Genomic DNA, 23246 nt, shown 5'->3' on the forward strand with positions numbered 1-23246 from the left:
AACCGGACGAAGGCGCGAGAGCACCGACCCAGTAGGAAACCGACACTGAGTACGCACGCCATATGTCTCTTGGGGGAGGACCCCGGGCATATGGCGTGCGTCGTGAGGAGAGTCTTTTGAGCCACCCGCATCCCGAACTCGGCGCGCCCCCCGCACTGAAGGAGGGCGCCCTCCGCATCACTCCGCTCGGCGGCCTCGGCGAGATCGGCCGCAACATGACGGTCTTCGAGTACGGGGACCGCATGCTGATCGTCGACTGCGGCGTCCTCTTCCCCGAGGACGAGCAGCCCGGCGTCGACCTGATCCTGCCGGACTTCAGCTACATCCGGGACCGCCTCGACAAGATCGACGGCATCGTCCTGACCCACGGGCACGAGGACCACATCGGCGCCGTCCCGTACCTTCTCCGGGAGAACCCGGACATCCCGCTGATCGGCTCGAAGCTCACCCTCGCACTGATCGAGGCCAAGCTGGCCGAGCACCGCATCCGGCCGTACGTGCTGGAGGTTGCGGAGGGCGACCGCGAGCGGATCGGCCCCTTCGACTGCCAGTTCATCGCGGTCAACCACTCCATCCCGGACGCGCTGGCCGTCGCCGTGCGCACGCCCGCCGGCATGGTCGTCGCCACCGGTGACTTCAAGATGGACCAGCTGCCGCTCGACGGCCGCCTGACCGACCTGCCGACCTTCGCCAAGCTGGCCGAGGAGGGCATGGACCTGCTGCTGGTGGACTCCACCAACGCCGAGGTCCCCGGCTTCATCCCGCACGAGCGGGACATCTCGGCCGCGCTGAGAAACGTCTTCGCCAACGCTGACAAGCGCATCATCGTCGCCTCCTTCGCCAGCCACGTGCACCGCATCCAGCAGGTGCTGGACGCCGCGCACGAGTACAAGAGGAAAGTCGCCTTCGTCGGCCGCTCGATGGTCCGCAACATGGGCATCGCGCGCGACCTCGGCTACCTGAAGGTCCCCGGCAACATGGTCGTGGACGTCAAGCAGCTGGACGACCTGCCGGACAAGGACGTCGTGCTGATCTGCACCGGTTCGCAGGGCGAGCCGATGGCCGCGCTGTCCCGGATGGCCAACCGCGACCACCAGATCCGCATCGTCGAGGGCGACACCGTCGTCCTGGCGTCGTCGCTCATCCCGGGCAACGAGAACGCCGTCTACCGGGTGATCAACGGCCTGACCCGCTGGGGCGCCAAGGTCGTGCACAAGGGCAATGCCAAGGTGCACGTCTCCGGCCACGCATCGGCCGGTGAGCTGCTGTACTTCTTCAACATCTGCAAGCCCCGCAACCTGATGCCGGTCCACGGTGAATGGCGCCACCTGCGGGCCGCCGCCGACCTGGGCATCGCGACCGGTGTGCCGAAGAACCGCACGGTCATCGCCGAGGACGGCGTCTGCGTCGACCTGGAGAACGGCATCGCCCGGATCGTCGGCAAGGTGCAGGCCGGCTACGTCTACGTCGACGGCTCGTCGGTCGGCGACATCACCGAGGCGTCGCTCAAGGACCGCAGGATCCTCGGCGAGGAGGGCTTCATCTCGGTCTTTGTGGTGGTCGACTCCACCAACGGCAAGATCGTGGGCGGCCCGACCATCCAGGCCCGCGGCTCCGGCATCGACGACAACGCGTTCGTCCCGGTGGCCGCCAAGTTGCAGGAGGCGCTGGACCGCTCGGCCGGCGACGGCGTCCTGGAGATCCGCCAGGTCCAGCAGCTGGTCCGCCGGACCATCGGCAAGTGGGTGGCTGACAACTACCGCCGCCGTCCGATGATCCTGCCGGTCGTCGTCGAGGTCTGATCCCCCCGCTGGTCGGTTTGACGTGGGGCAGCCCGGTGCGTAACGTTCTCCGGGTTGCCCCACGGGACGGCCCCTGCAGGAGTTCTCGAACGAAGTTCGAGAACGGAGCGGGAAAACGGCCCGAAAAGCTCTGCTAGAGTTTGGGAGCGCCGAAAGGCCAGAGTAAATCTGGTGAATGAAACTCCGGAAAACGGAGCGGAAAACATCTGATAAGCTTGAAACACGAAAGAACGAAGCGCCCGGAGGGCCCGCTGGAAGGCGGTCCGAAGGAAGTGTCCGTTCCTTGAGAACTCAACAGCGTGCCAAAAGTCAACGCCAGATATGTTGACATCCCCGGCCTCGGTCTTCTGATCGGGGTTGGAGATTCCTTTATGAAGTAAACACTAGCGAGGACGCAGTGCGCGGGATCACCCTATTCCGGTGGTTGCCGTGCCGCTCGACGCGAGTGTGAACCGGATTACCGGTAATCATTCACGGAGAGTTTGATCCTGGCTCAGGACGAACGCTGGCGGCGTGCTTAACACATGCAAGTCGAACGGTGAAGCCCTTCGGGGTGGATCAGTGGCGAACGGGTGAGTAACACGTGGGCAATCTGCCCTGCACTCTGGGACAAGCCCTGGAAACGGGGTCTAATACCGGATATGACCTGGGACCGCATGGTCCTGGGTGTAAAGCTCCGGCGGTGCAGGATGAGCCCGCGGCCTATCAGCTTGTTGGTGGGGTAATGGCCTACCAAGGCGACGACGGGTAGCCGGCCTGAGAGGGCGACCGGCCACACTGGGACTGAGACACGGCCCAGACTCCTACGGGAGGCAGCAGTGGGGAATATTGCACAATGGGCGAAAGCCTGATGCAGCGACGCCGCGTGAGGGATGACGGCCTTCGGGTTGTAAACCTCTTTCAGCAGGGAAGAAGCGCAAGTGACGGTACCTGCAGAAGAAGCACCGGCTAACTACGTGCCAGCAGCCGCGGTAATACGTAGGGTGCGAGCGTTGTCCGGAATTATTGGGCGTAAAGAGCTCGTAGGCGGCCTGTCGCGTCGGATGTGAAAGCCCGGGGCTTAACCCCGGGTCTGCATTCGATACGGGCAGGCTAGAGTGTGGTAGGGGAGATCGGAATTCCTGGTGTAGCGGTGAAATGCGCAGATATCAGGAGGAACACCGGTGGCGAAGGCGGATCTCTGGGCCATTACTGACGCTGAGGAGCGAAAGCGTGGGGAGCGAACAGGATTAGATACCCTGGTAGTCCACGCCGTAAACGTTGGGAACTAGGTGTTGGCGACATTCCACGTCGTCGGTGCCGCAGCTAACGCATTAAGTTCCCCGCCTGGGGAGTACGGCCGCAAGGCTAAAACTCAAAGGAATTGACGGGGGCCCGCACAAGCAGCGGAGCATGTGGCTTAATTCGACGCAACGCGAAGAACCTTACCAAGGCTTGACATATACCGGAAACGGCTAGAGATAGTCGCCCCCTTGTGGTCGGTATACAGGTGGTGCATGGTTGTCGTCAGCTCGTGTCGTGAGATGTTGGGTTAAGTCCCGCAACGAGCGCAACCCTTGTTCTGTGTTGCCAGCATGCCTTTCGGGGTGATGGGGACTCACAGGAGACTGCCGGGGTCAACTCGGAGGAAGGTGGGGACGACGTCAAATCATCATGCCCCTTATGTCTTGGGCTGCACACGTGCTACAATGGTCGGTACAAAGGGCTGCGATGCCGCGAGGCGGAGCGAATCCCAAAAAGCCGGCCTCAGTTCGGATTGGGGTCTGCAACTCGACCCCATGAAGTTGGAGTTGCTAGTAATCGCAGATCAGCATGCTGCGGTGAATACGTTCCCGGGCCTTGTACACACCGCCCGTCACGTCACGAAAGTCGGTAACACCCGAAGCCGGTGGCCTAACCCGTAAGGGGAGGAGCCGTCGAAGGTGGGACCAGCGATTGGGACGAAGTCGTAACAAGGTAGCCGTACCGGAAGGTGCGGCTGGATCACCTCCTTTCTAAGGAGCAATATGCCGCTTGCAGGCGAATGTTCTGCACGGTTGCTCATGGGTGGAACGTTGACTATTCGGCACGAGTGAAGAGCACCTGTTAGTACTGCCTCCGGGCGTGGAAGACGGGCTTGCGATTGACTTGTGTCGGGCACGTTGTTGGGTCCTGAGGGAACGGCCGTATGGCTGTTGCTTCAGAGATGCCGGTCCCACTGAAGAGATCCGTTCGGGTCTTGGGGGTGGGTGACTGGTCGTTGTTTGAGAACTGCACAGTGGACGCGAGCATCTGTGGCCAAGTTTTTAAGGGCGCACGGTGGATGCCTTGGCACCAGGAACCGATGAAGGACGTGGGAGGCCACGATAGTCCCCGGGGAGCCGTCAACCAGGCTTTGATCCGGGGGTTTCCGAATGGGGAAACCCGGCAGTCGTCATGGGCTGTCACCCATACCTGAACACATAGGGTATGTGGAGGGAACGCGGGGAAGTGAAACATCTCAGTACCCGCAGGAAGAGAAAACAACCGTGATTCCGGGAGTAGTGGCGAGCGAAACCGGATGAGGCTAAACCCAGGTGGTGTGAGACCCGGCAGGGGTTGCCACTTGGGGGTCGTGGGATTTTTCTTGACCGGTCTGCCGGCCGGTCGGCGAGTCAGAAACCGTATGGATAGTCGAAGGACATGCGAAAGGTCCGGCGTAGAGGGTAAGACCCCCGTAGACGAAATCTGTGCGGCTCGTTTGAGAAACTCCCAAGTAGCACGGGGCCCGAGAAATCCCGTGTGAATCTGGCGGGACCACCCGCTAAGCCTAAATATTCCCTGGTGACCGATAGCGGATAGTACCGTGAGGGAATGGTGAAAAGTACCGCGGGAGCGGAGTGAAATAGTACCTGAAACCGTGTGCCTACAAGCCGTGGGAGCGTCGGACATGCAGCTTGCTGTGTGTCTCGTGACTGCGTGCCTTTTGAAGAATGAGCCTGCGAGTTTGCGGTGTGTAGCGAGGTTAACCCGTGTGGGGTAGCCGTAGCGAAAGCGAGTCCGAATAGGGCGTTTGAGTTGCACGCCCAAGACCCGAAGCGGAGTGATCTAGCCATGGGCAGGTTGAAGCGGAGGTAAGACTTCGTGGAGGACCGAACCCACCAGGGTTGAAAACCTGGGGGATGACCTGTGGTTAGGGGTGAAAGGCCAATCAAACTCCGTGATAGCTGGTTCTCCCCGAAATGCATTTAGGTGCAGCGTCACGTGTTTCTTGCCGGAGGTAGAGCACTGGATAGGCGATGGGCCTCACCGGGTTACTGACCTTAGCCAAACTCCGAATGCCGGTAAGTGAGAGCGTGGCAGTGAGACTGTGGGGGATAAGCTCCATGGTCGAGAGGGAAACAGCCCAGAACACCGACTAAGGTCCCTAAGCGTGTGCTAAGTGGGAAAGGATGTGGAGTCGCAGAGACAACCAGGAGGTTGGCTTAGAAGCAGCCACCCTTGAAAGAGTGCGTAATAGCTCACTGGTCAAGTGATTCCGCGCCGACAATGTAGCGGGGCTCAAGCACATCACCGAAGTCGTGTCATTGCAGCAATACCCCCAACGGGGGCTGTGATGGGTAGGGGAGCGTCGTGTGCCGGGTGAAGCGGCGGTGGAAACCAGTCGTGGACGGTACACGAGTGAGAATGCAGGCATGAGTAGCGATACAAGAGTGAGAAACTCTTGCGCCGATTGACCAAGGGTTCCTGGGTCAAGCTGATCTGCCCAGGGTAAGTCGGGACCTAAGGCGAGGCCGACAGGCGTAGTCGATGGACAACGGGTTGATATTCCCGTACCCGCTTTGAAGCGCCAACGCTGAACCTCTTGATGCTAAGCCCGTGAAGCCGGCCCGGAGTCTTCGGACAAAGGGACGTGGTGGAGCCGGTGACCCAATGGGGTAGTAGGTGAGCGATGGGGTGACGCAGGAAGGTAGTCCAGCCCGGGCGGTGGTTGTCCCGGGGTAAGGGTGTAGGACGAACGGTAGGCAAATCCGCCGTTCACATAGTCTGAGACCTGATGCCGAGCCGATTGTGGTGAAGTGGATGATCCTATGCTGTCGAGAAAAGCCTCTAGCGAGTTTCATGGCGGCCCGTACCCCAAACCGACTCAGGTGGTCAGGTAGAGAATACCGAGGCGTTCGGGTGAACTATGGTTAAGGAACTCGGCAAAATGCCCCCGTAACTTCGGGAGAAGGGGGGCCATTCCTGGTGACGGCACTTGCTGCCAGAGCTGGGGGTGGCCGCAGAGACCAGCGAGAAGCGACTGTTTACTAAAAACACAGGTCCGTGCGAAGCCGTAAGGCGATGTATACGGACTGACGCCTGCCCGGTGCTGGAACGTTAAGGGGACCGGTTAGCTCCATTTCGGTGGGGCGAAGCTGAGAACTTAAGCGCCAGTAAACGGCGGTGGTAACTATAACCATCCTAAGGTAGCGAAATTCCTTGTCGGGTAAGTTCCGACCTGCACGAATGGCGTAACGACTTCTCGACTGTCTCAACCATAGGCCCGGTGAAATTGCATTACGAGTAAAGATGCTCGTTTCGCGCAGCAGGACGGAAAGACCCCGGGACCTTTACTATAGCTTGATATTGGTGTTCGGTTCGGCTTGTGTAGGATAGGTGGGAGACTTTGAAGCAGCAACGCCAGTTGTTGTGGAGTCGTCGTTGAAATACCACTCTGGTCGTGCTGGATGTCTAACCTGGGTCCGTGATCCGGATCAGGGACAGTGTCTGGTGGGTAGTTTAACTGGGGCGGTTGCCTCCTAAAGGGTAACGGAGGCGCCCAAAGGTTCCCTCAGCCTGGTTGGCAATCAGGTGTTGAGTGTAAGTGCACAAGGGAGCTTGACTGTGAGACTGACGGGTCGAGCAGGTACGAAAGTAGGGACTAGTGATCCGGCGGTGGCTTGTGGAAGCGCCGTCGCTCAACGGATAAAAGGTACCCCGGGGATAACAGGCTGATCTTCCCCAAGAGTCCATATCGACGGGATGGTTTGGCACCTCGATGTCGGCTCGTCGCATCCTGGGGCTGGAGTAGGTCCCAAGGGTTGGGCTGTTCGCCCATTAAAGCGGTACGCGAGCTGGGTTTAGAACGTCGTGAGACAGTTCGGTCCCTATCCGCTGTGCGCGTAGGAGTGTTGAGAAGGGCTGTCCCTAGTACGAGAGGACCGGGACGGACGAACCTCTGGTGTGCCAGTTGTCCTGCCAAGGGCATGGCTGGTTGGCTACGTTCGGGAGGGATAACCGCTGAAAGCATCTAAGCGGGAAGCCTGCTTCGAGATGAGCACTCCCACCTCCTTGAGAGGGTAAGGCTCCCAGTAGACGACTGGGTTGATAGGCCGGATATGGAAGCCCTGTGAGGGGTGGAGTTGACCGGTACTAATAGGCCGAGGGCTTGTCCTCAGTTGCTCGCGTCCACTGTGTTGTTCTGAAACAACGACCCCCATGCCTGGTCACGGTATGGGTGCGGTTGACAGTTTCATAGTGTTTCGGTGGTCATAGCGTGAGGGAAACGCCCGGTTACATTCCGAACCCGGAAGCTAAGCCTCACAGCGCCGATGGTACTGCAGGGGGGACCCTGTGGGAGAGTAGGACGCCGCCGAACAATCATTCACAAAGAACCCCCGATCCGTCACGGATCGGGGGTTCTTTGCATTTCCCGGAGAATTCCCGCGGAGGGCGGCACCGCACAGGAGAGCAGGCGGACGATGCTGCCATCGGCGTGTGGTGCGGGTGCGGTCCGAAGAGGTGTTCGAGGTGGCCCGGAGGGTCTCGTCGACCGTCAATATGCCGCTAAAACTGCCTGATCAGCGCCCCGATCGGTGGAGAATCGCCTGCTACGCCGTAGTCTCCAAGGGAGGGGAACAGGTGTCCGGGGTGGTCTCCCGGGCCGGCCGGATCAAGAATGGTGCACATGGGACGCGGCAGGCTGCGGATCTACCTCGGGGCGGCTCCCGGGGTCGGCAAGACGTACGCCATGCTCGCCGAGGCGCACCGGCGGCTGGAGCGCGGTACCGACGTGGTCGTCGGCTTCGTCGAGGACCACGGGCGCCGGCACACCGCGGGTCTGGTCACCGGCCTGGAGACCGTGCCGCGCCGGGAGATGGTCCACCGGGGCGCCTCCTTCACCGAGATGGACCTGGACGCCGTGCTGGCCCGCCGGCCGCAGGCGGTGCTGGTGGACGAGCTGGCGCACACCGACGTCCCCGGCTGTCGCAACGCCAAGCGCTGGCAGGACGTCGAGGAACTGCTCGCGGCGGGCATCGACGTCGTCTCCACGGTGAACATCCAGCACCTGGAGTCGCTGGGTGACGTGGTGGAGGGCATCACCGGGGTCCGGCAGCGCGAGACCGTGCCGGACGAGGTGGTGCGGCGGGCCGACCAGATCGAGCTGGTCGACATGGACCCGCAGGCCCTGCGCCGCCGCCTCGCGCACGGCAACGTGTACGCGCCGGAGAAGATCGACGCAGCCCTCGCCAACTACTTCCGCCCGGGGAACCTCACCGCGCTGCGCGAACTGGCACTGCTCTGGACGGCCGACCGGGTCGACGAGTACCTGCAGAAGTACCGGGCCGAGCAGGGCATCAAGGGCACCTGGCAGGCCCGCGAGCGCATCGTGGTCGGCCTGACCGGCGGCCCGGAGGGCGCGACCCTGATCCGGCGCGCCGCCCGGATCGCCGCCCGCGGCTCCGGCGGCGAGCTGCTCGCCGTTCACATCTCCCGCTCGGACGGCCTCGCCGGCCCGGGATCGGGCTCCTCGCAGACGCTGATCGAGCAGCGGGCGCTGGTGGAGAGCCTCGGCGGCTCCTTCCACGCCGTCCTCGGCGACGACCCGGCAGCGGGACTGCTGGACTTCGCGCGGGGCGTCAACGCCACCCAGATCGTCCTGGGCACCAGCCGCCGGCCCGCCTGGCAGTACATCTACGGCCCGGGCGTCGGCACCACCGTGACCCGGGCGTCCGGCGACATCGACGTGCACATCGTCACCCACGAGCACGCCGCCCAGGGGCTGGGCCGGATCCCGATCCGCAAGGTCACCGACCTCGGCCGCACGCGCGCCGTCGCGGGCTGGATGATCGGCCTCGGCGGGCCGCCGCTGCTGGCCCTGTTGCTCACCCACGTGGAGGGCCTCGGGCTCTCGACCGACATGCTGCTCTTCCTGTCGCTGACGGTCTGCGCGGCGCTGGTCGGCGGGCTCTTCCCGGCGATCGCCTCCGCGCTGGTCGGGTCCTCGGCACTGAACTACTACTTCGCGCCGCCGATCCACACCTTCACCATCGACGAGCCGCAGAACATCATGGCGGTGGCGATATTCACCGCCGTCGGCATCGCGGTCGCCTCCGTGGTGGACCTCGCGGCCCGGCGCACCCACCAGGCCGCGCGCAGCCAGACCGAGGCCCAGACGCTCAGTGCCCTGGCCGGCACCGTGCTGCGCGGTGCGCCGGGCGGGGACGGCGTGCTGACCGCGCTGCTGGAGCAGGTCCGGGAGACCTTCCAGCAGGACTCCGCCGTGTTGCTGGAGCGGCCCGACCCGCTCGGCCCGTGGCACCCGGTCGCGGTGGCCGGGCCGCACCCGCCGGAACGGCCGGAGACCGCCGATGTGGACGTCCCGGTCGGGGACACCCTGGCGCTGGCGCTGCGGGGCCGGGTGCTGCCCGCCGAGGACCGCCGTCTGCTCGGCGCCTTCGCCGCGCAGGCCGCCGTCCTGCTGGAGCGCCGCCGGCTGGCCGGGGAGGCCGCCGCGGCCCGCCGCGAGGCCGAGGGCAACCGGATCCGCACCGCCCTGCTCGCCGCCGTTTCGCACGACCTGCGCACCCCGCTGGCCGGCATCAAGGCCTCCGTCACCTCGCTGCGCTCTGCGGACGTCGAGTGGGACGAGGCGGACGAGGCCGAGCTGCTGGCCGGCATCGAGGCCGGCGCGGACCGGCTCGACCACCTGATCAACAACCTGCTCGACATGAGCCGGCTGCAGACCGGTACCGTCACCCCGCTGATCCAGGAGACCGACCTGGACGAGGTGGTGCCGTTCGCGCTCGGCGGTGTCCCGCTGGAGGCCGTCCGGCTGGACGTCCCGGAGACCCTGCCGATGATCCGGGCCGACGGCGGGCTGCTGGAGCGCTCGCTGGCCAACCTGGTCGAGAACGCCGTCAAGTACAGCCCGGCCGGGGTGAAGGTGCTGGTCAAGGCGGACGCGCTGGTCCCGGCGGGCGGGCCCGGCCGGGTCGAGCTGCGGATCGTCGACCGTGGGCCGGGCGTACCCGAGGACGCCAAGGAGCGGATCTTCGCGCCCTTCCAGCGGTACGGGGACGCGCCGCGCGGTGCCGGGGTGGGCCTCGGGCTCGCCGTGGCCCGTGGGTTCGTCGAGGCGATGGACGGCACCGTCACCGCCGAGGACACCCCCGGCGGCGGCCTCACCATGGTCGTCACCCTGCCCGCCGCCGACCGCCCGGCCGAGCCGCCCGAGCCGGTTCCACCGCCGGGACCCACGGACCGCCCCTCCCACGTATGACCACCTCTCTTCCGACAGCTGTGAAAGGCGGAGCCCGCATGACCCGGGTCCTCGTCGTGGACGACGAACCACAGATCGTCCGCGCGCTGGTGATCAACCTCAAGGCCCGCAAGTACGAGGTCGACGCGGCCCACGACGGCGCGAGTGCGCTGGAGCTGGCCGCCGCCCGCCACCCCGACGTGGTCGTCCTCGACCTGGGTCTGCCCGACATGGACGGCGTCGAGGTGATCAAGGGCCTGCGCGGCTGGACCAGGGTGCCGATCATCGTGCTCTCCGCCCGGCACGCCTCCGACGAGAAGGTCGAGGCGCTCGACGCCGGCGCGGACGACTACGTCACCAAGCCGTTCGGCATGGACGAGCTGCTCGCCCGGATGCGCGCCGCCGTCCGCCGCGCCGAGCCGGTGGCGGGTGAGGACGACTCCCTGGTGGTCACGGACAGCTTCACCGTCGACCTCGCCGCGAAGAAGGTCAACCGGGACGGCACGGACGTCCGCCTCACCCCGACCGAGTGGCACCTGCTGGAGGTGCTGGTCCGCAACGCCGGGCGGCTGGTCAGCCAGACCCAGCTGCTCCAGGAGGTCTGGGGCCCCGCCTACCGCACCGAGACCAACTACCTGCGCGTCTACCTGGCCCAGCTGCGCCGCAAGCTGGAGCGCGACCCCTCGCACCCGCGGCACTTCATCACCGAGCCGGGCATGGGTTACCGCTTCGAGAGCTGAGTCGAGCTGAGTCGGGCCGCGTCGGGCCGAGCTGAGCGGGACCGGGCCGAGCGGGACAGGGCCGGGCGGTGAGCCGGTCCCGGTACCCCGTTGACCTCGTGACCTGCCGCAGCCGGCCCCGATACCGGTAGCCTTTCCGACATGAGTGGTGACATCAGCAGCGACCAGCCGCAGGGCCGCTTCCGCCGTATGCTCAGCCGGCTGACCTCCTCCCAGGAGGAGCTGCAGGCGGAGGAGCTGCGCCAGGAGAGCGCGGCGGAGTCGGGCTGCACTCCGATCGCCAGCTGCGGGGACCGTGAACTGGTCACCGTCGCCGGCACCCTGCGCACAGTGACCCTGCGCCCCCGGGCCGGCGTGCCCGCGCTGGAGGCCGAGCTCTTCGACGGCACCGAGGCGCTGGACGTGGTCTGGCTCGGCCGTCGCTCCATCGTGGGCATAGAGCCCGGCCGCCGGCTCGTCGCCAGCGGCCGGATCGGCCACGCACGCGGGCGCCGCGTGCTGTTCAACCCCCGCTACGAGCTGCGTCCGGTTGGACACGGGAGCGAATGAGCGTGAGCAATCAGCCCGGCGGCGAGTCCGCCGCCCAGCTCGACCTGGCCAAGCCCGACCCGGCCGGGAGCGACCGGGACAGTGCCGAGGCCGAGGCGGCCCGGCAGGCGGCCGCCTCCAAGGAGGCCGCCGACACCGTGATGCAGGCCTTCGGCGGCGTGCGCGGCATGGTCGACATGACCCTGCCCGGCCTGGTCTTCATCGTCACCTACAACATCACCCACCAGGTCCCGGCGGCCGCCTGGGCCGCGCTCGGCCTGAGCGCCCTGTTCGTGGTGGCGCGCCTGGCCAAGCGGGAGACCGTCCAGCACGCCTTCAGCGGCGTGTTCGGGGTCGCCATCGGTGCCTGGATCTCGATGAAGACCGGCAAGGCGGAGAACTTCTACCTGCCCGGCCTGCTCTGGAACGTCGGCTACTGCATCGGCCTGGCCGTCTCGGCCCTGGTCCGCTGGCCGTTGATCGGTGTGATGCTCGGCCCGGTGACCGGCGAGATGTTCACCTGGCGCAAGGAGAACCCGGGCAGGCTGGCGGCCTACACCAAGGCCACCTGGGCCTGGGTGATGATCATGGGCATCAAGCCGCTGATCCTCTTCCCGCTGTACTTCACGCACAACGTCAACCTGCTCGGCTGGCTCAAGGTCGCCCTCGGCATCCCGCCGATGCTGCTGGCGATGTACGTCACCTGGCAGATCCTGCTGAAGGCGCCGCCGCCGATCAAGGCGCAGCTGGACGAGGAGCCCGGCGACTAGGACGGCCGTCTGGCGGGCCGCCAGGGCGGCGCCCGGGACGCGAGAGGGCCCGCACTCGAAACCGAGTGCGGGCCCTCTCGCGTTCGTCCCCGCTACTGGGCGCCGGAGGATGCCGAGAGCAGGTTCTCCAGCTCCTCCTCGCGCTCCTGCGCGGCCACGAAGAGCAGCTCGTCGCCGCCCTCCAGGGTGTCGTCCTTGCCCGGGGTGAGCACCCGGCCCTCGCGGATGATGGTCACCAGCGAGGTGTCCGGCGGCCACGGCACGTCGCCGACCCGGGTACCGACCAGCTCGGTGTCGGAGGCCAGGGTCAGCTCGACCAGGTTGGCGTTGCCCTGGCTGAAGCGCATCAGCCGGACCAGGTCGCCGACGCTGACGGCCTCCTCGACCAGGGCGGACATCAGACGCGGGGTGGAGACGGCGACGTCGACGCCCCAGGACTCGTTGAAGAGCCACTCGTTCTTCGGGTTGTTCACCCGGGCGACCACCCGCGGCACCCCGTACTCGGTCTTCGCGAGCAGCGAGACGACCAGGTTGACCTTGTCGTCACCGGTCGCGGCGATCACCACGTGGCAGCGCTGCAGCGCCGCCTCGTCCAGCGAGGTGATCTCACAGGCGTCGGCCAGCAGCCACTCCGCCATGGGGACCCGCTCCACCGAGATGGAGTTGGGGTTCTTGTCGATCAGCAGGACCTCGTGGCCGTTCTCCAACAGCTCGCCCGCGATCGAGCGGCCGACGGCACCGGCTCCGGCAATGGCGACCCGCATCAGTGACCCTCCTCGTCAGGCCCCTGCGCGAACGCGGCCTCGACCGCCGCCAGGTCGGCCCGGCGCAGCATCACGTGCACCAGGTCGCCCTCCTGCAGCACCATCTGGGGCGTGGGCAGCACGCCCTCGCCGAGCCGGGTGACGAACGCCACTCGGGTGTCGGAGGCCTCCTCCAGCGCGCTGACCCGGTGACCGATCCAGCGCGGGGAATACGCGACCTCGGCGAGCTGGACGGTGCCGCTCGGGTCCTGCCAGAGCGGCTCGGCGCCGCTCGGCAGCAGCCGGCGCAGCATCTGGTCGGCCGTCCAGCGGACGGTGGCCACGGTCGGGATGCCCAGGCGCTGGTAGACCTCGGCGCGGCGGGGGTCGTAGATCCGGGCCGCGACGTTCTCCACGCCGAAGTTCTCCCGGGCCACCCGGGCCGCGATGATGTTGGAGTTGTCACCGCTGGAGACGGCGGCGAACGCGCCGGCCTCCTCGATGCCCGCCTCCTTCAGGGTGTCCTGGTCGAAGCCGACACCCGTGACCCGGCGCCCGTTGAATCCGGCGCCCAGGCGGCGGAAGGCCGTCGGGTCCTGGTCGACGACGGCGACCGAGTGGCCCTGTTTCTCCAGTGCTCTTGCGAGGGCGGAGCCCACGCGGCCGCAGCCCATGATGACGATGTGCACCGGCGCTACCTCACCCGTCCCGTTGGGTTCTTGACCTGCGCAAACACCGTTCGTCATCCTTCCCCGCCCCGCCGTCCGGGGCGAGCGTTCTCGTGGTCGCGCGGCTCGACAACCTGAGTGTTGCCCGCCTGCTCGTATCCGACACGCTAGCCGGTCCACCGAACACAGTCGCGACGAAGGGGGGGACGTAAGTCGGACCGCACGGCGAACAGCCCCTACGATTCCTTACCGTGCCTATGCCGACTGACCTTCCGAAACGCATCCTGATCGGGCGTGCGCTACGCAGCGACAAGCTCGGGGAAACGCTGCTCCCCAAGCGCATCGCGCTGCCCGTCTTCGCCTCGGACGCGCTCTCCTCGGTCGCGTACGCGCCCGAGGAGATCCTGCTGACGCTCTCCCTGGCGGGCGCCTCGGCCATTCACTTCTCATGGCAGATCGGCGTCGTCGTCGCCATCGTGATGCTCGCCGTGGTGGCCTCGTACCGGCAGAACGTGCACGCGTACCCGAGCGGCGGTGGCGACTACGAGGTCGCCACCGTCAACCACGGCGCCAACTCCGGCCTGGTGGTCGCCAGCGCGCTGATGGTCGACTACATCCTCACCGTGGCCGTGTCCACCACCTCCGGGGTGGCCAACGTGGTCTCCGCGGTGCCCGCGCTGCGCGGCCACGAGCTGACCCTCTCGGTGGTCGTGGTCATCGTGCTGATGGGCATGAACCTGCGCGGGGTCCGCGAGTCCGGCAGCGCCTTCGCCGTCCCGACGTACGCCTTCATGATCGGCGTGCTCGGCATGGTGGTGTACGGCGTGGTCCGCCACTTCGGCCTCGGCCAGGACATGCCCGCCGAGAGCTCCGGCTTCCACCTCCAGGCCACCCCCGGCAACGAGTCGCTGGCCGGCTTCGCGATGGTGTTCCTGCTGCTCAAGGCGTTCTCCTCGGGCTGTGCCGCGCTGACCGGCGTCGAGGCGATCTCCAACGGCGTGCCGGCCTTCCGCAAGCCGAAGAGCAAGAACGCGGCGACCACGCTGCTGATGATGGCGTCCATCGCCGTGGTGATGTTCATGGGCATCATCTGGCTGGCCCGCCTCACCGGCGTCCAGATGGCCGAGAACCCCGTCGAGCAGCTCGGCGGCGCCCCCGGCGACTACCACCAGAAGACCGCGCTCGCCCAGATCAGCGAGGCCGTCTTCTCCAACTTCACGCCCGGCTTCTACTTCGTCGCCGCCGTGACCGGCCTGATCCTGGTGCTGGCCGCCAACACCGCCTTCAACGGCTTCCCGGTGCTCGGCTCGATCCTCGCCCAGGACCGCTACCTGCCGCGTCAGCTGCACACCCGCGGTGACCGGCTGGCCTTCTCCAACGGCATCATCCTGCTGGCGCTGGCCGCGATCCTGTTCATCATCGCCTTCGACGCCGACCCCACCCGGCTGATCCAGCTCTACATCGTCGGCGTCTTCGTCTCCTTCAACATGAGCCAGTCCGGCATGATCCGGCACTGGACAAGGCTGCTGCGCACCGAGACCGACCCGGCCAAGCGCCGCCACATGCAGCGCAGCCGGGCGATCAACACCTTCGGCCTGGTGATGACCATGGCCGTGCTGATCGTCGTCCTCGCCACCAAGATCAGCCACGCCTGGATCGCGATCGCCGCGATGGTCGTGCTGTTCGTGATGATGAAGGCGATCCGCCGCCACTACGACCGGGTCTCCGACGAACTGGTCGCCGCCGAGGAGCCGGACGACGTGGTGCTGCCCACCCGGGTGCACGCCATCGTGCTGGTCTCCAAGCTGCACAAGCCCGCCCTGCGCGCCCTCGCGTACGCGCGGCTCGCCCGCGCCCACACGCTGGAGGCCGTCACCGTCAACGTCGACCCGGCGGACACCGCGGCGCTGCGCCAGGAGTGGGACGAGCGTGGCATCGAGGTGCCGCTCAAGGTGCTGGACTCGCCGTTCCGCGAGATCACCGGGCCGGTCCTGGACTACGTCAAGAACCTGCGCCGCAGCAGCCCGCGCGACGTCGTCTCGGTGTACATCCCGGAGTACGTGGTCGGCCACTGGTACGAGCACCTGCTGCACAACCAGAGCGCACTGCGCCTCAAGGGGCGGCTGCTGTTCAAGCCCGGGGTCATGGTGACCTCGGTACCCTGGCAGCTGGAGTCCTCCGAGCGGCGCAGGCCGCAGAAGGCCTGGTCGGCGCCGGGTGCCGTCCGGCGTGGTGAGCCTCGGGCGCCGAAGGCCGTAAAGTCGAAGGTCTCCGGTACGCCGGACGGTACGACCGCCGCCTCCGCTGACAGCAGCAAGGACTCCTCCCAGTGACCCGCAACACCCCGTCCCGCTCCCACGGTTCGTCCGGTTCGTCCGGCGGCTCCGGCAAGGGCTCAGCCAAGGGCGCCCGCAAGGGCGGCGCCGGCAAGCCCGGGCAGGTCGCCCGGCCGCGCTGGGGCAAGCCCGTCCGCCCGGCCGCCACCGACCGCGACGGCTTCACCGCGCAGACGGCGCCGCTCGCGCCGGCGGAGCGCGCCCCGGAGCCGGAGCGTGACGAGCGCCCCGCGCGGGCGGAGCGCCCCGCTCGCGCCGAGCGGCCGGCCGCCGGCGCGCCGCGCCAGGAGAAGGCCAAGGAGAAGCCCAAGGGCGGGGAGCGTCCGCGCAAGCAGGCCGTCCGCCCGCCGAAGGCGCTGCGCACCACCCGCGCCCCGCGCGCCGAGGCGGCCCCCCGGGGCCCCGGCGGCGACCCGCTGGTCGGCGAGCGCTACGAGGTCGAGGTCGGCCCCGTCGCGCACGGCGGCGGGCATTGCGTGGCCCGGCACGAGGGCCGGGTGCTGTTCGTCCGGCACGCGCTGCCCGGCGAGAAGGTCGTCGTGCAGGTCACCGAGGGCACCACCAAGTCGCGCTTCCTGCGCGCCGACGCGGTGGAGATCCTGGAGCCCGCCAAGGACCGGATCGCCCCGCCCTGCCCGTTCGCCGGGCCGGGCAAGTGCGGCGGCTGCGACTGGCAGCACGTCACCCCCGGCGGGCAGCGCAAGCTCAAGGTGCAGGTGCTCACCGAGCAGCTGGCCAAGCTGGCGGGCCTCACTCCGGCCGAGGCCGGCTGGGACGGCAGCGTCGAGCCGGTCGGCGGCAAGCTCCCGGCCGGGCAGGTGCCGGCGTGGCGCACCCGCGTGCAGTACGCGGTGGACCAGGAGACCGGCAAGGTCGGCCTGCGCAAGCACCGCTCGCACGAGATCCAGCCGATCGACCGCTGCCTGATCGCCGCCGAGGGCGTCGCCGAGCTGGGCATCGAGGCCCGCGACTGGCCGGGCGTCGCCACCGTCGAGGTGATCGCCGCCGCCGGTTCCTCCGACCGCCAGGTGGTGCTCACCCCGTCGCCGGGCGCGCAGCTGCCGCTGGTCGAGCTCGACAAGCCGGTGTCGATCGCCCGGATCGACGAGCACGACAACATCCACAAGGTCCACGGCCGCTCCTTCGTGCGTGAGCGCGCGGCCGGCCGGACGTGGCGGGTCAGCAACGGCGGCTTCTGGCAGATCCACCCGGAGGCCCCGGACACCCTGGTCGACGCCGTGCTGGACGGTCTGGACCCGCAGTGGGGCGAGAACGCGCTCGACCTGTACTGCGGCGTCGGCCTCTTCGCCGGCGCACTGGCCGACCGGGTCGGCGAGGACGGCGCGGTGCTCGGCATCGAGTCCTCCAAGCAGGCGGTGGTCGACGCCCGTCACAACCTGGCCGTGCTGGACAACGTGCGGATCGAGTGCGACCGGGTCGAGACGCTGCTGCCGCGCACCGGCATCACCTCCACCGACCTGATCGTCCTCGACCCGCCGCGGGCCGGTGCCGGTCGTGAGACCGTCGCCCACCTGGCCGGCCTCTCCGCCCGCCGGATCGCCTACGTGGCCTGCGACCCGGCGGCCCTGGCCCGTGACCTCGCGTTCTTCCGCGAGGGCGGGTACCGGCCGGTCTCGCTGCGGGCCTTCGACCTGTTCCCGATGACCCACCACTTCGAGTGCGTGGCGATCCTGGAGCCGGTCGGCGAGTAGCGGGACGGGCGCGACGACAGCTGAACGGCAGGGAGGCGGCACCCGGGTTCCGGGGGCCGCCTCCCTGCCGTCGGTCTGTCTGCGGGCTCGTGTTGCGGGGTCGTGCGGGCTGTCGCGGGGCCGTGCGGATGCTGCCGGGTGCTCCGTGGGCCGTTCAGCGCAGGTTCTGTTCCTCTTCGTCCGCGCTGTGCGGCAGGGCGATGCCGTGCTGGGCGGCGAGCCGGAGCAGCCCGGCGATGCGGCCCTCGTACGCCTGGACGCCGTCGGCGTCCCCGTCGGCCCGCGCGGCGGCGAGGTCCTTGCGGGCCAGGGCGAGCTGCTCGCGCAGCTCCTGGTCGAACATGGCTGTCATTGCCGGCCTCCACACCGGTCGGTGCCGCTCCAGGGAATGCTCGGAGTAGTTCAGAGTCTCGGAAGGTGAAGAACTCTTCAAGTCTCGCTCTTCCGGCTGGATCCGCAGGGCTCCCCGCGCCGGTTCACGAGAGTTGTTCCGGCAGGCGGCGCCGGGCCGAGGGGGCGGCGGGGGCGCCGCGCCCGGGAAGGATCCACGGTGCTCCACTGCGCCCCGCGCTCGCCGCGCTCCAATGCGTGGGGATGGCGGCCCGGGTCGGCCTCCGGGGGTTCACGCCCGCGCGGCGGGGGCATGGCCCAGGGGCGGGAAGGGCGCGCGGGGGCCGTACGTGCGCCCTTGTTGTGCTAGCGCTTTGGCGCTAGCTTTAGGTTCATGGGCAAGAAACAGCTGAACGTCCGGGTGGACGCCACCACCGCGGAGATGGCCCGGGAACGGGCGGAGCAGCAGGGGATCAGCATGAACCAGTACATCGAGCGCCTGGTCCAGCAGGACATGGGTGAGGCCGGGCGCGCGTTCGTCGACGCCGCCGCGCAGTTCATGAAGGAGTACGAGACGGCGTTCCTGGCCGAGTTCGGTGGCGCGGCCGACCTCCAGGACGTGCGCCGTTGAACCTGGAGGTCGACCTCTCGTGGCTGCTCATGACCGCCGAGCAGTACACGCCCGGTGACCCGCAGGTCACCGACTACGGATCGCTGCTCGCGGCGGTCTCCCGCCACCAGGCCGAGATCTTCGACATCGCCGTCTACCCCGAACCGCAGGACCGTGCCGCCGCCCTGATGCACCAGCTGATCCGGGTGCCGGCCCTGGAGAAGACCAACGAGCTGTTCGCCACCGCCGTCGCCTACGCCTACCTGGTGGCCAGCGGCTGCACGGTCGCGACCACCGCCCGTGAGGTGCGCAGCCTCGCCCGGGCCATCCGCGAAGGGCGGCTCGGCGTGTCCGGGGTCGCCGAGCGGCTGGCGGCGTGGGTGGTGGACGAGGCCGAGGGCGAGGGCGTCAGCGGTGAGGAGGACGAGGACTCGGACTGAGGCCGCCGCACCGGCCGGTCGGAGCGGACCGGGCGCGCCGTCTGGGCCGGGCGCGCCGTCGGGCCGGTCGGACCGGTTATGCCGCGGGGGCCCCGTCCGTCGCGGGCTCGGCGATCAGGGCCGTCGCGAACGGGCGGAAGCCGGCCCGGCGGTAGATCCGGGCGACGTCCTCGTCGGCGGCGGACAGGAACACCGTCCGCACGCCGTTGGCCCGCGCGTGCGCGACCAGCTCCGCGGTGACCGCGAGGCCGAGCCCCTGTCGGCGTGCCGACGGCAGGGTGCCGACACCGGCCACCTCGCAGACCCGGCCGACCGGGTTGTACTGGCCCGCGCAGATCGCCGAACCGTCGCGGAGGGCCGCGGCGAACACCGTCTGCCCGGCGGTGATCCGCCCGGAGATCCGCGCCAGCGAGCCGTCCGCCGCCACCTTCTCGGCGGCCACGGCCAGTTCCGCCACCCCGGCGGTGCCCGTGGCGGTGCCCGGCTCGCCGAACGCCAGGTGCGGGACGGCCACCGCACTCGCCAGCTCCGGGGCGTCGGCGGCCAGGACCCTGACCTCCACGCCCTCGGGCAGCGCCGGCGCCGCCCCGGCCGGCTCGTCCTCCGGGCCGAGCACCAGCAGCGGGTGCTCGTGCACCGCCAGCCCGGCCTCCTCCACCGCCGCACGCAGCTGCGGGGTCTGCTCGGCCACCCACTCGAAGGCCTCCGGCGCGCCCAGCTCGCGCTGGCGCGCCAGCACCCGGCGGACGTCCTCGGCGGTGGCCGCCGGGCCGGAGTACCCGAGCGCCGGTCGGGCGTAGTACGGCCAGCCCTCGCCCTCTCGGACGAACAGGCTCAGCGGGCCGAAGTCCTCGACGCGGGCCGCGGAGCGCGGCACGGCGTCGTAGTACTGCTCGATCCCGGCGAGGAGGTCGAGGAAGGCGCGGCGGGCGGGATCAAGATCGTCAGAGGTCACGCCGTGCATCTTGGCAGGCTCGTCGCGGACCTGCCACTGATTTGGGTCGCCGGGCCGTTCGCCGGCCGGCCGCCGCCGGGTTGCCGCCCGGTCGCCACCGGGCGGGACCGGGCGTGGCCGGGAGCCCGGGCATTTCGGCCCGATTGTTGCCCAATGCTTACAGGCCGGGCGATCTCGCATGCAGGCGCCATGGCATTCTGGGGCCTTTACAGCTCTGCCGGACGGGAACGGCGGACGTCCGCGTGGGCGAGGCGAGGGGGATGACAGGCTCATGAGGCTCTGCTTTCTGGTCGAGGAGCACTACCGGCACGACGGCATGCCGCTCGACGTGGTGCGCCGGCTCACCGCGTGGGGACACCGGGTGGACGTGCTGCGCCCCGGCAACTCGCTGATGGCGATCTCCGAGGCCGTCCGGGCCGGCAGCCACGACGCCTGGGTGCTCAAGACCGTCTCCGGCGGCCCCGGCCTCACCCTCCTGGAGGCGGCCGCCGCCGTCGGCCTCACCACCGTCAACGACGTCCGGTCCATCCGCGGCGTCCGGGACAAGGCGCTCGCCGCGGTCATCGCGCGCACCCGCGGGCTGCCCGTCCCGGTCACCTACGCGGCGGCCCGGTGGGAGCGGCTGGCCGAGATCCCCGCCTCCGAGTACCCGCTCGTCGTCAAGCCCGCCGACGGCAGCTCCGGCCGCGCCGTGCGGCTCGTCCCCACCCCCGACCACCTGGTCGAACTCGGCCCCCTGCTCGCCGGCGAGGGCCTGCTGATCGCCCAGCCCTACGTGCCCAACTCCGGTACCGACCTCAAGGTGTACTGCGTCGACGGCGAGCTGTACGCGACCGAGCGCTGCTCGCCGCTGCACCCCGGGCAGGGTGTGCGCGAGCGGCAGGTGCCGCTCCCCGCCGAGGTGGCGCGGATCGCCGGGCAGGTGGGAGAGGTGTTCGGGCTCGACCTGTACGGCGTGGACGTGCTGCTCGGCCCGGACGGGCCGGTGGTCGTGGACATCAACGACTTCCCCAGCTTCCGCCAGGTGCCGGACGCGGTGGCCCGGGTCTCCCGCGCCGTGCTGCGGCTGGCCCGCACCGGGACGGCGGTCTCCGTGCCGGCGCCCGCGCTGGTGCGGGAGCCGTCGTCGGTGGTGTCGGCCGTGTCGGTGCCGTCGGCGCCGGAGCCGCTGCGGCTTCCCGCTCAGGGGGCCGGAGTCGGCGTCGGTGGTTCCGTCGGCGCCGTGGGCGTCGGCGGTGCGGGCCTGGCCGACGGCGGCTTCGGGGGTGCCGGCTTCGTCAGCGGCGGCATGGGTGGCGCGATATGAGGATCTGCCTGCTCACCCCCGACCCCGGCCACCCGCTGCTCGCCGCCGCCACTGCCGCCCTGCTCGCCGCCGACCACCAGGTCGAGACCGTCGACCCCACCGGCGATGACACCCCGCCCGCCGAACGGCTCGGCCCCGGGCCGCTCGCCGACGTCTACCTGCTCAAGGCCCGCACCCCGCAGGCCCTCGCGCTCGCCCGCCACCTGGAGGAGTACGGCGCCCCCGTCGTCAACTCGGCCGCCGCGACCGCGTTCTGCCAGGACCGCACCGCCATGGCCGACCTCGCCCACCGCGCCGGACTGCCGTTCGCCTCCACCCGCACCGCCGCGAGCCTCGCCGAACTGGCCGACGCCGAATACCCGATGGTGGTCAAGAGCCGCCACAGCCGCCGCCACGACCTCGTCGCCCGCGTCGACGGCCCCGACCGGCTGACCGCCCTCGCCGAGCGGTGGCCCGGCGAACCCGTGATCGCCCAGCCCTACCTCGCCAACACCGGCTGGGACCAGAAACTCTGGGTCGTCGACGGGCAGGTCTTCTGCGAGCGCCGCCGCTCCGAACTCGCGGTCGACGACCGGCCCGCCGGAGGCCGGTTCGGCCCCGCCGAACTCCCCGCCGACCGCGCCGAGCTGGCCCTGCGGGTCGGCCGGGTCTTCGGCCTCGACGTCTACGGCGTCGACCTGCTCGACGGGCCCGCCGAGCCCGTCATCGTCGACGTCAACGCCTTCCCCGGCATCCGCGGCCAGGCCGGCGCCCCCGAGGCGCTCGCCGAGCTCGCCCTGCGCGCCGCCCGCCGGGGTGGCGGCACCCCGCGCCTCCCGGGCGTTCCGCACGTCCCCGGCCAGCGGGACGGGCGGCCGCGCACCGCCGGTCGTTAGGCTTGCCCTTCCGGCCGGACCGCACGACCGGATGGCGAGAGAAGACGGACGTTGCTGCAGGACATCGAGCCCTACCTGGCCTGCCCGCACTGCGCGCAGGCCCTCACCCCCGACGGGCGCACCCTGCGCTGCCCCGGCGGGCACAGCTTCGACATCGCCAAGCAGGGCTACGTCAGCCTGCTCGCCGGTGACGCCCACACCGGCACCGGTGACACCGCCGACATGGTCGCCGCCCGCAGTGACTTCCTCGCGGCCGGCCACTACCGCCCGATCGCCGACGCCCTCGCCGCCGCGGCCGCGGCCGCGGCGCCCGAGGGGCTCGTCGCCGACCTCGGCGCCGGCACCGGCCACTACCTCGCCCACGTCCTCGACGCTCTGCCCGGCCGGCCCGGCGCCGCCCTCGACATCTCCAAGTACGCGCTGCGCCGCGCCGCCAAGGCCCACCCCCGGATCGGCGCCGTCGTCTGCGACGCCTGGCGCCCGCTGCCGCTGCTGGAGGCCACCGCCGGCCTCGTCCTCAACGTCTTCGCCCCGCGCAACGGCCCCGAGATCCGCCGCGTCCTGCGCCCCGGCGCCACCCTGCTCCTGGTCTCGCCCACCGCCCACCACCTGCGCGAACTCGTCACCGAGCTCGGGCTGCTCTCGGTCGACGAGGAGAAGCAGCGCCGGATCGACGAGAAGCTCGGCCCCTACCTCACCCCGGCCGGGCAGCAGCAGGTCGAGTTCACCATGCGGCTCTCCGCCACCGACGTCCGCACCGTCGTCGGCATGGGCCCGAGCGCCTGGCACACCGACCCGGACCGGCTGGCCGCCCGGCTCGCCGGGCTGCCCGACCCGGTCGAGGTCACCGCCTCCGTGACGATCGCCGCCTACCGGCGCTGAGCGGGCCGTTCCCGGCCGGCGCCCCCGGCGGGGACCGCCCACCTCGTTGGGATGAATCTGCCGGGCA

At 69.0% G+C, this 23246-nt stretch carries 16 protein-coding genes and 3 rRNA genes; 15 read left to right on the forward strand and 4 right to left on the reverse strand.

Features of this window, described 5'->3' with window-relative positions; translation table 11 throughout:
• The first annotated feature begins 116 nt into the window (after nucleotides 1–116).
• The 8 genes from OG286_RS26180 to OG286_RS26215 all read left to right on the forward strand — a co-directional run bounded on the left by OG286_RS26180 (nucleotide 117) and on the right by OG286_RS26215 (nucleotide 12322).
• Nucleotides 117–1802 carry a ribonuclease J gene (locus tag OG286_RS26180; RefSeq protein WP_396326063.1) on the forward strand — a complete coding sequence of 562 codons (1686 nt, stop codon included), beginning with the start codon at nucleotides 117–119 and terminating at the stop codon, nucleotides 1800–1802.
• 470 nt (nucleotides 1803–2272) lie between these two features.
• Nucleotides 2273–3796: ribosomal RNA gene (locus OG286_RS26185) — 16S ribosomal RNA — on the forward strand.
• A gap of 281 nt (nucleotides 3797–4077) precedes the next feature.
• A 23S ribosomal RNA gene (locus OG286_RS26190) occupies nucleotides 4078–7199 on the forward strand.
• A gap of 85 nt (nucleotides 7200–7284) precedes the next feature.
• A 5S ribosomal RNA gene (gene rrf / locus OG286_RS26195) occupies nucleotides 7285–7401 on the forward strand.
• The 16S, 23S and 5S rRNA genes sit together here, the layout of an rRNA operon.
• A gap of 309 nt (nucleotides 7402–7710) precedes the next feature.
• Nucleotides 7711–10305, forward strand: coding sequence for an ATP-binding protein (locus OG286_RS26200; protein ID WP_396323126.1), 2595 nt, complete (start codon nucleotides 7711–7713; stop codon nucleotides 10303–10305).
• Nucleotides 10306–10343: 38 nt separating this feature from the next.
• The gene (locus OG286_RS26205) at nucleotides 10344–11024 is read left to right on the forward strand and encodes a response regulator (RefSeq protein WP_387892709.1); all 681 of its coding nucleotides are present in this window, start codon (nucleotides 10344–10346) and stop codon (nucleotides 11022–11024) included.
• Nucleotides 11025–11165: 141 nt separating this feature from the next.
• Nucleotides 11166–11573 carry an OB-fold nucleic acid binding domain-containing protein gene (locus OG286_RS26210; protein WP_396323127.1) on the forward strand — a complete coding sequence of 136 codons (408 nt, stop codon included), beginning with the start codon at nucleotides 11166–11168 and terminating at the stop codon, nucleotides 11571–11573.
• Between the two features lie 2 nt (nucleotides 11574–11575).
• Nucleotides 11576–12322: a DUF3159 domain-containing protein gene (locus OG286_RS26215; protein ID WP_396323128.1), complete on the forward strand. Its 747-nt coding sequence runs from the start codon at nucleotides 11576–11578 to the stop codon at nucleotides 12320–12322.
• Between the two features lie 92 nt (nucleotides 12323–12414).
• Here OG286_RS26215 and OG286_RS26220 read toward each other — a convergent pair whose 3' ends face one another.
• Entirely contained in the window at nucleotides 12415–13086 is a 672-nt protein-coding gene (locus OG286_RS26220; RefSeq protein WP_396323129.1) for a potassium channel family protein, read from the reverse strand.
• Nucleotides 13086–13754, reverse strand: coding sequence for a potassium channel family protein (locus OG286_RS26225; protein WP_396323130.1), 669 nt, complete (start codon nucleotides 13752–13754; stop codon nucleotides 13086–13088). The genes OG286_RS26220 and OG286_RS26225 overlap by 1 nt, the downstream gene beginning before the upstream one ends.
• 230 nt (nucleotides 13755–13984) lie before the next feature.
• Here OG286_RS26225 and OG286_RS26230 point away from each other — a divergent pair, with 230 nt between their 5' ends.
• Nucleotides 13985–16066 (forward strand): APC family permease, encoded by a 2082-nt coding sequence (locus OG286_RS26230; RefSeq protein ID WP_396323131.1) that lies wholly within the window; start codon nucleotides 13985–13987, stop codon nucleotides 16064–16066.
• A 359-nt stretch (nucleotides 16067–16425) separates the two neighbouring features.
• Nucleotides 16426–17781, forward strand: coding sequence for a class I SAM-dependent RNA methyltransferase (locus tag OG286_RS26235; RefSeq protein WP_396323278.1), 1356 nt, complete (start codon nucleotides 16426–16428; stop codon nucleotides 17779–17781).
• Between the two features lie 154 nt (nucleotides 17782–17935).
• On the opposite strand, the gene OG286_RS26240 is transcribed toward OG286_RS26235, so the two are convergent.
• Nucleotides 17936–18133, reverse strand: a complete 198-nt coding sequence (locus OG286_RS26240) for a hypothetical protein (RefSeq protein ID WP_396323132.1) — start codon at nucleotides 18131–18133, stop codon at nucleotides 17936–17938.
• A 372-nt stretch (nucleotides 18134–18505) separates the two neighbouring features.
• Between OG286_RS26240 and OG286_RS26245 the strand changes: the two genes are divergently transcribed.
• Together OG286_RS26245 and OG286_RS26250 are read left to right on the forward strand one after the other, a co-directional pair.
• A complete protein-coding gene (locus tag OG286_RS26245; RefSeq protein ID WP_396323133.1) occupies nucleotides 18506–18742 on the forward strand; it encodes a toxin-antitoxin system HicB family antitoxin in 237 nt (78 codons plus the stop codon).
• A complete protein-coding gene (locus OG286_RS26250; protein WP_148645130.1) occupies nucleotides 18739–19161 on the forward strand; it encodes a fic family toxin-antitoxin system, toxin component in 423 nt (140 codons plus the stop codon). The genes OG286_RS26245 and OG286_RS26250 overlap by 4 nt, the downstream gene beginning before the upstream one ends.
• Nucleotides 19162–19237: 76 nt before the next feature.
• On the opposite strand, the gene OG286_RS26255 is transcribed toward OG286_RS26250, so the two are convergent.
• On the reverse strand, nucleotides 19238–20116 hold the full coding sequence (locus OG286_RS26255; protein WP_396323134.1) for a GNAT family N-acetyltransferase: 879 nt from the start codon (nucleotides 20114–20116) through the stop codon (nucleotides 19238–19240).
• A 271-nt stretch (nucleotides 20117–20387) separates the two neighbouring features.
• Between OG286_RS26255 and OG286_RS26260 the strand changes: the two genes are divergently transcribed.
• Genes OG286_RS26260 through OG286_RS26270 form a run of 3 tightly spaced genes read left to right on the forward strand, consistent with a single transcriptional unit; the run spans nucleotide 20388 to nucleotide 23179 of the window.
• The gene (locus OG286_RS26260; protein WP_396323135.1) at nucleotides 20388–21422 is read left to right on the forward strand and encodes a RimK family alpha-L-glutamate ligase; all 1035 of its coding nucleotides are present in this window, start codon (nucleotides 20388–20390) and stop codon (nucleotides 21420–21422) included.
• Nucleotides 21419–22297 (forward strand): RimK family alpha-L-glutamate ligase, encoded by an 879-nt coding sequence (locus tag OG286_RS26265; protein ID WP_396323136.1) that lies wholly within the window; start codon nucleotides 21419–21421, stop codon nucleotides 22295–22297. The genes OG286_RS26260 and OG286_RS26265 overlap by 4 nt, the downstream gene beginning before the upstream one ends.
• A gap of 51 nt (nucleotides 22298–22348) precedes the next feature.
• A complete protein-coding gene (locus OG286_RS26270; RefSeq protein ID WP_396323137.1) occupies nucleotides 22349–23179 on the forward strand; it encodes a putative RNA methyltransferase in 831 nt (276 codons plus the stop codon).
• Nucleotides 23180–23246: the final 67 nt, after the last annotated feature.

Origin of the sequence: Kitasatospora sp. NBC_00039 (assembly GCF_045160625.1) — a bacterium.
Lineage (GTDB): Bacteria > Actinomycetota > Actinomycetes > Streptomycetales > Streptomycetaceae > Kitasatospora.

Bases quoted from the DNA above. Each gene is read 5' to 3' on its own strand.
- OG286_RS26260 (WP_396323135.1), top strand. From the start codon at position 20,388: ATGAGGCTCTGCTTTCTGGTCGAGGAGCACTACCGGCACGACGGCATG.
- OG286_RS26245 (WP_396323133.1), top strand. From the start codon at position 18,506: ATGGGCAAGAAACAGCTGAACGTCCGGGTGGACGCCACCACCGCGGAG.
- OG286_RS26205 (WP_387892709.1), top strand. From the start codon at position 10,344: ATGACCCGGGTCCTCGTCGTGGACGACGAACCACAGATCGTCCGCGCG.
- OG286_RS26200 (WP_396323126.1), top strand. From the start codon at position 7,711: ATGGGACGCGGCAGGCTGCGGATCTACCTCGGGGCGGCTCCCGGGGTC.
- OG286_RS26210 (WP_396323127.1), top strand. From the start codon at position 11,166: ATGAGTGGTGACATCAGCAGCGACCAGCCGCAGGGCCGCTTCCGCCGT.
- OG286_RS26240 (WP_396323132.1), bottom strand. From the start codon at position 18,133: ATGACAGCCATGTTCGACCAGGAGCTGCGCGAGCAGCTCGCCCTGGCC.
- OG286_RS26265 (WP_396323136.1), top strand. From the start codon at position 21,419: ATGAGGATCTGCCTGCTCACCCCCGACCCCGGCCACCCGCTGCTCGCC.
- OG286_RS26220 (WP_396323129.1), bottom strand. From the start codon at position 13,086: ATGCGGGTCGCCATTGCCGGAGCCGGTGCCGTCGGCCGCTCGATCGCG.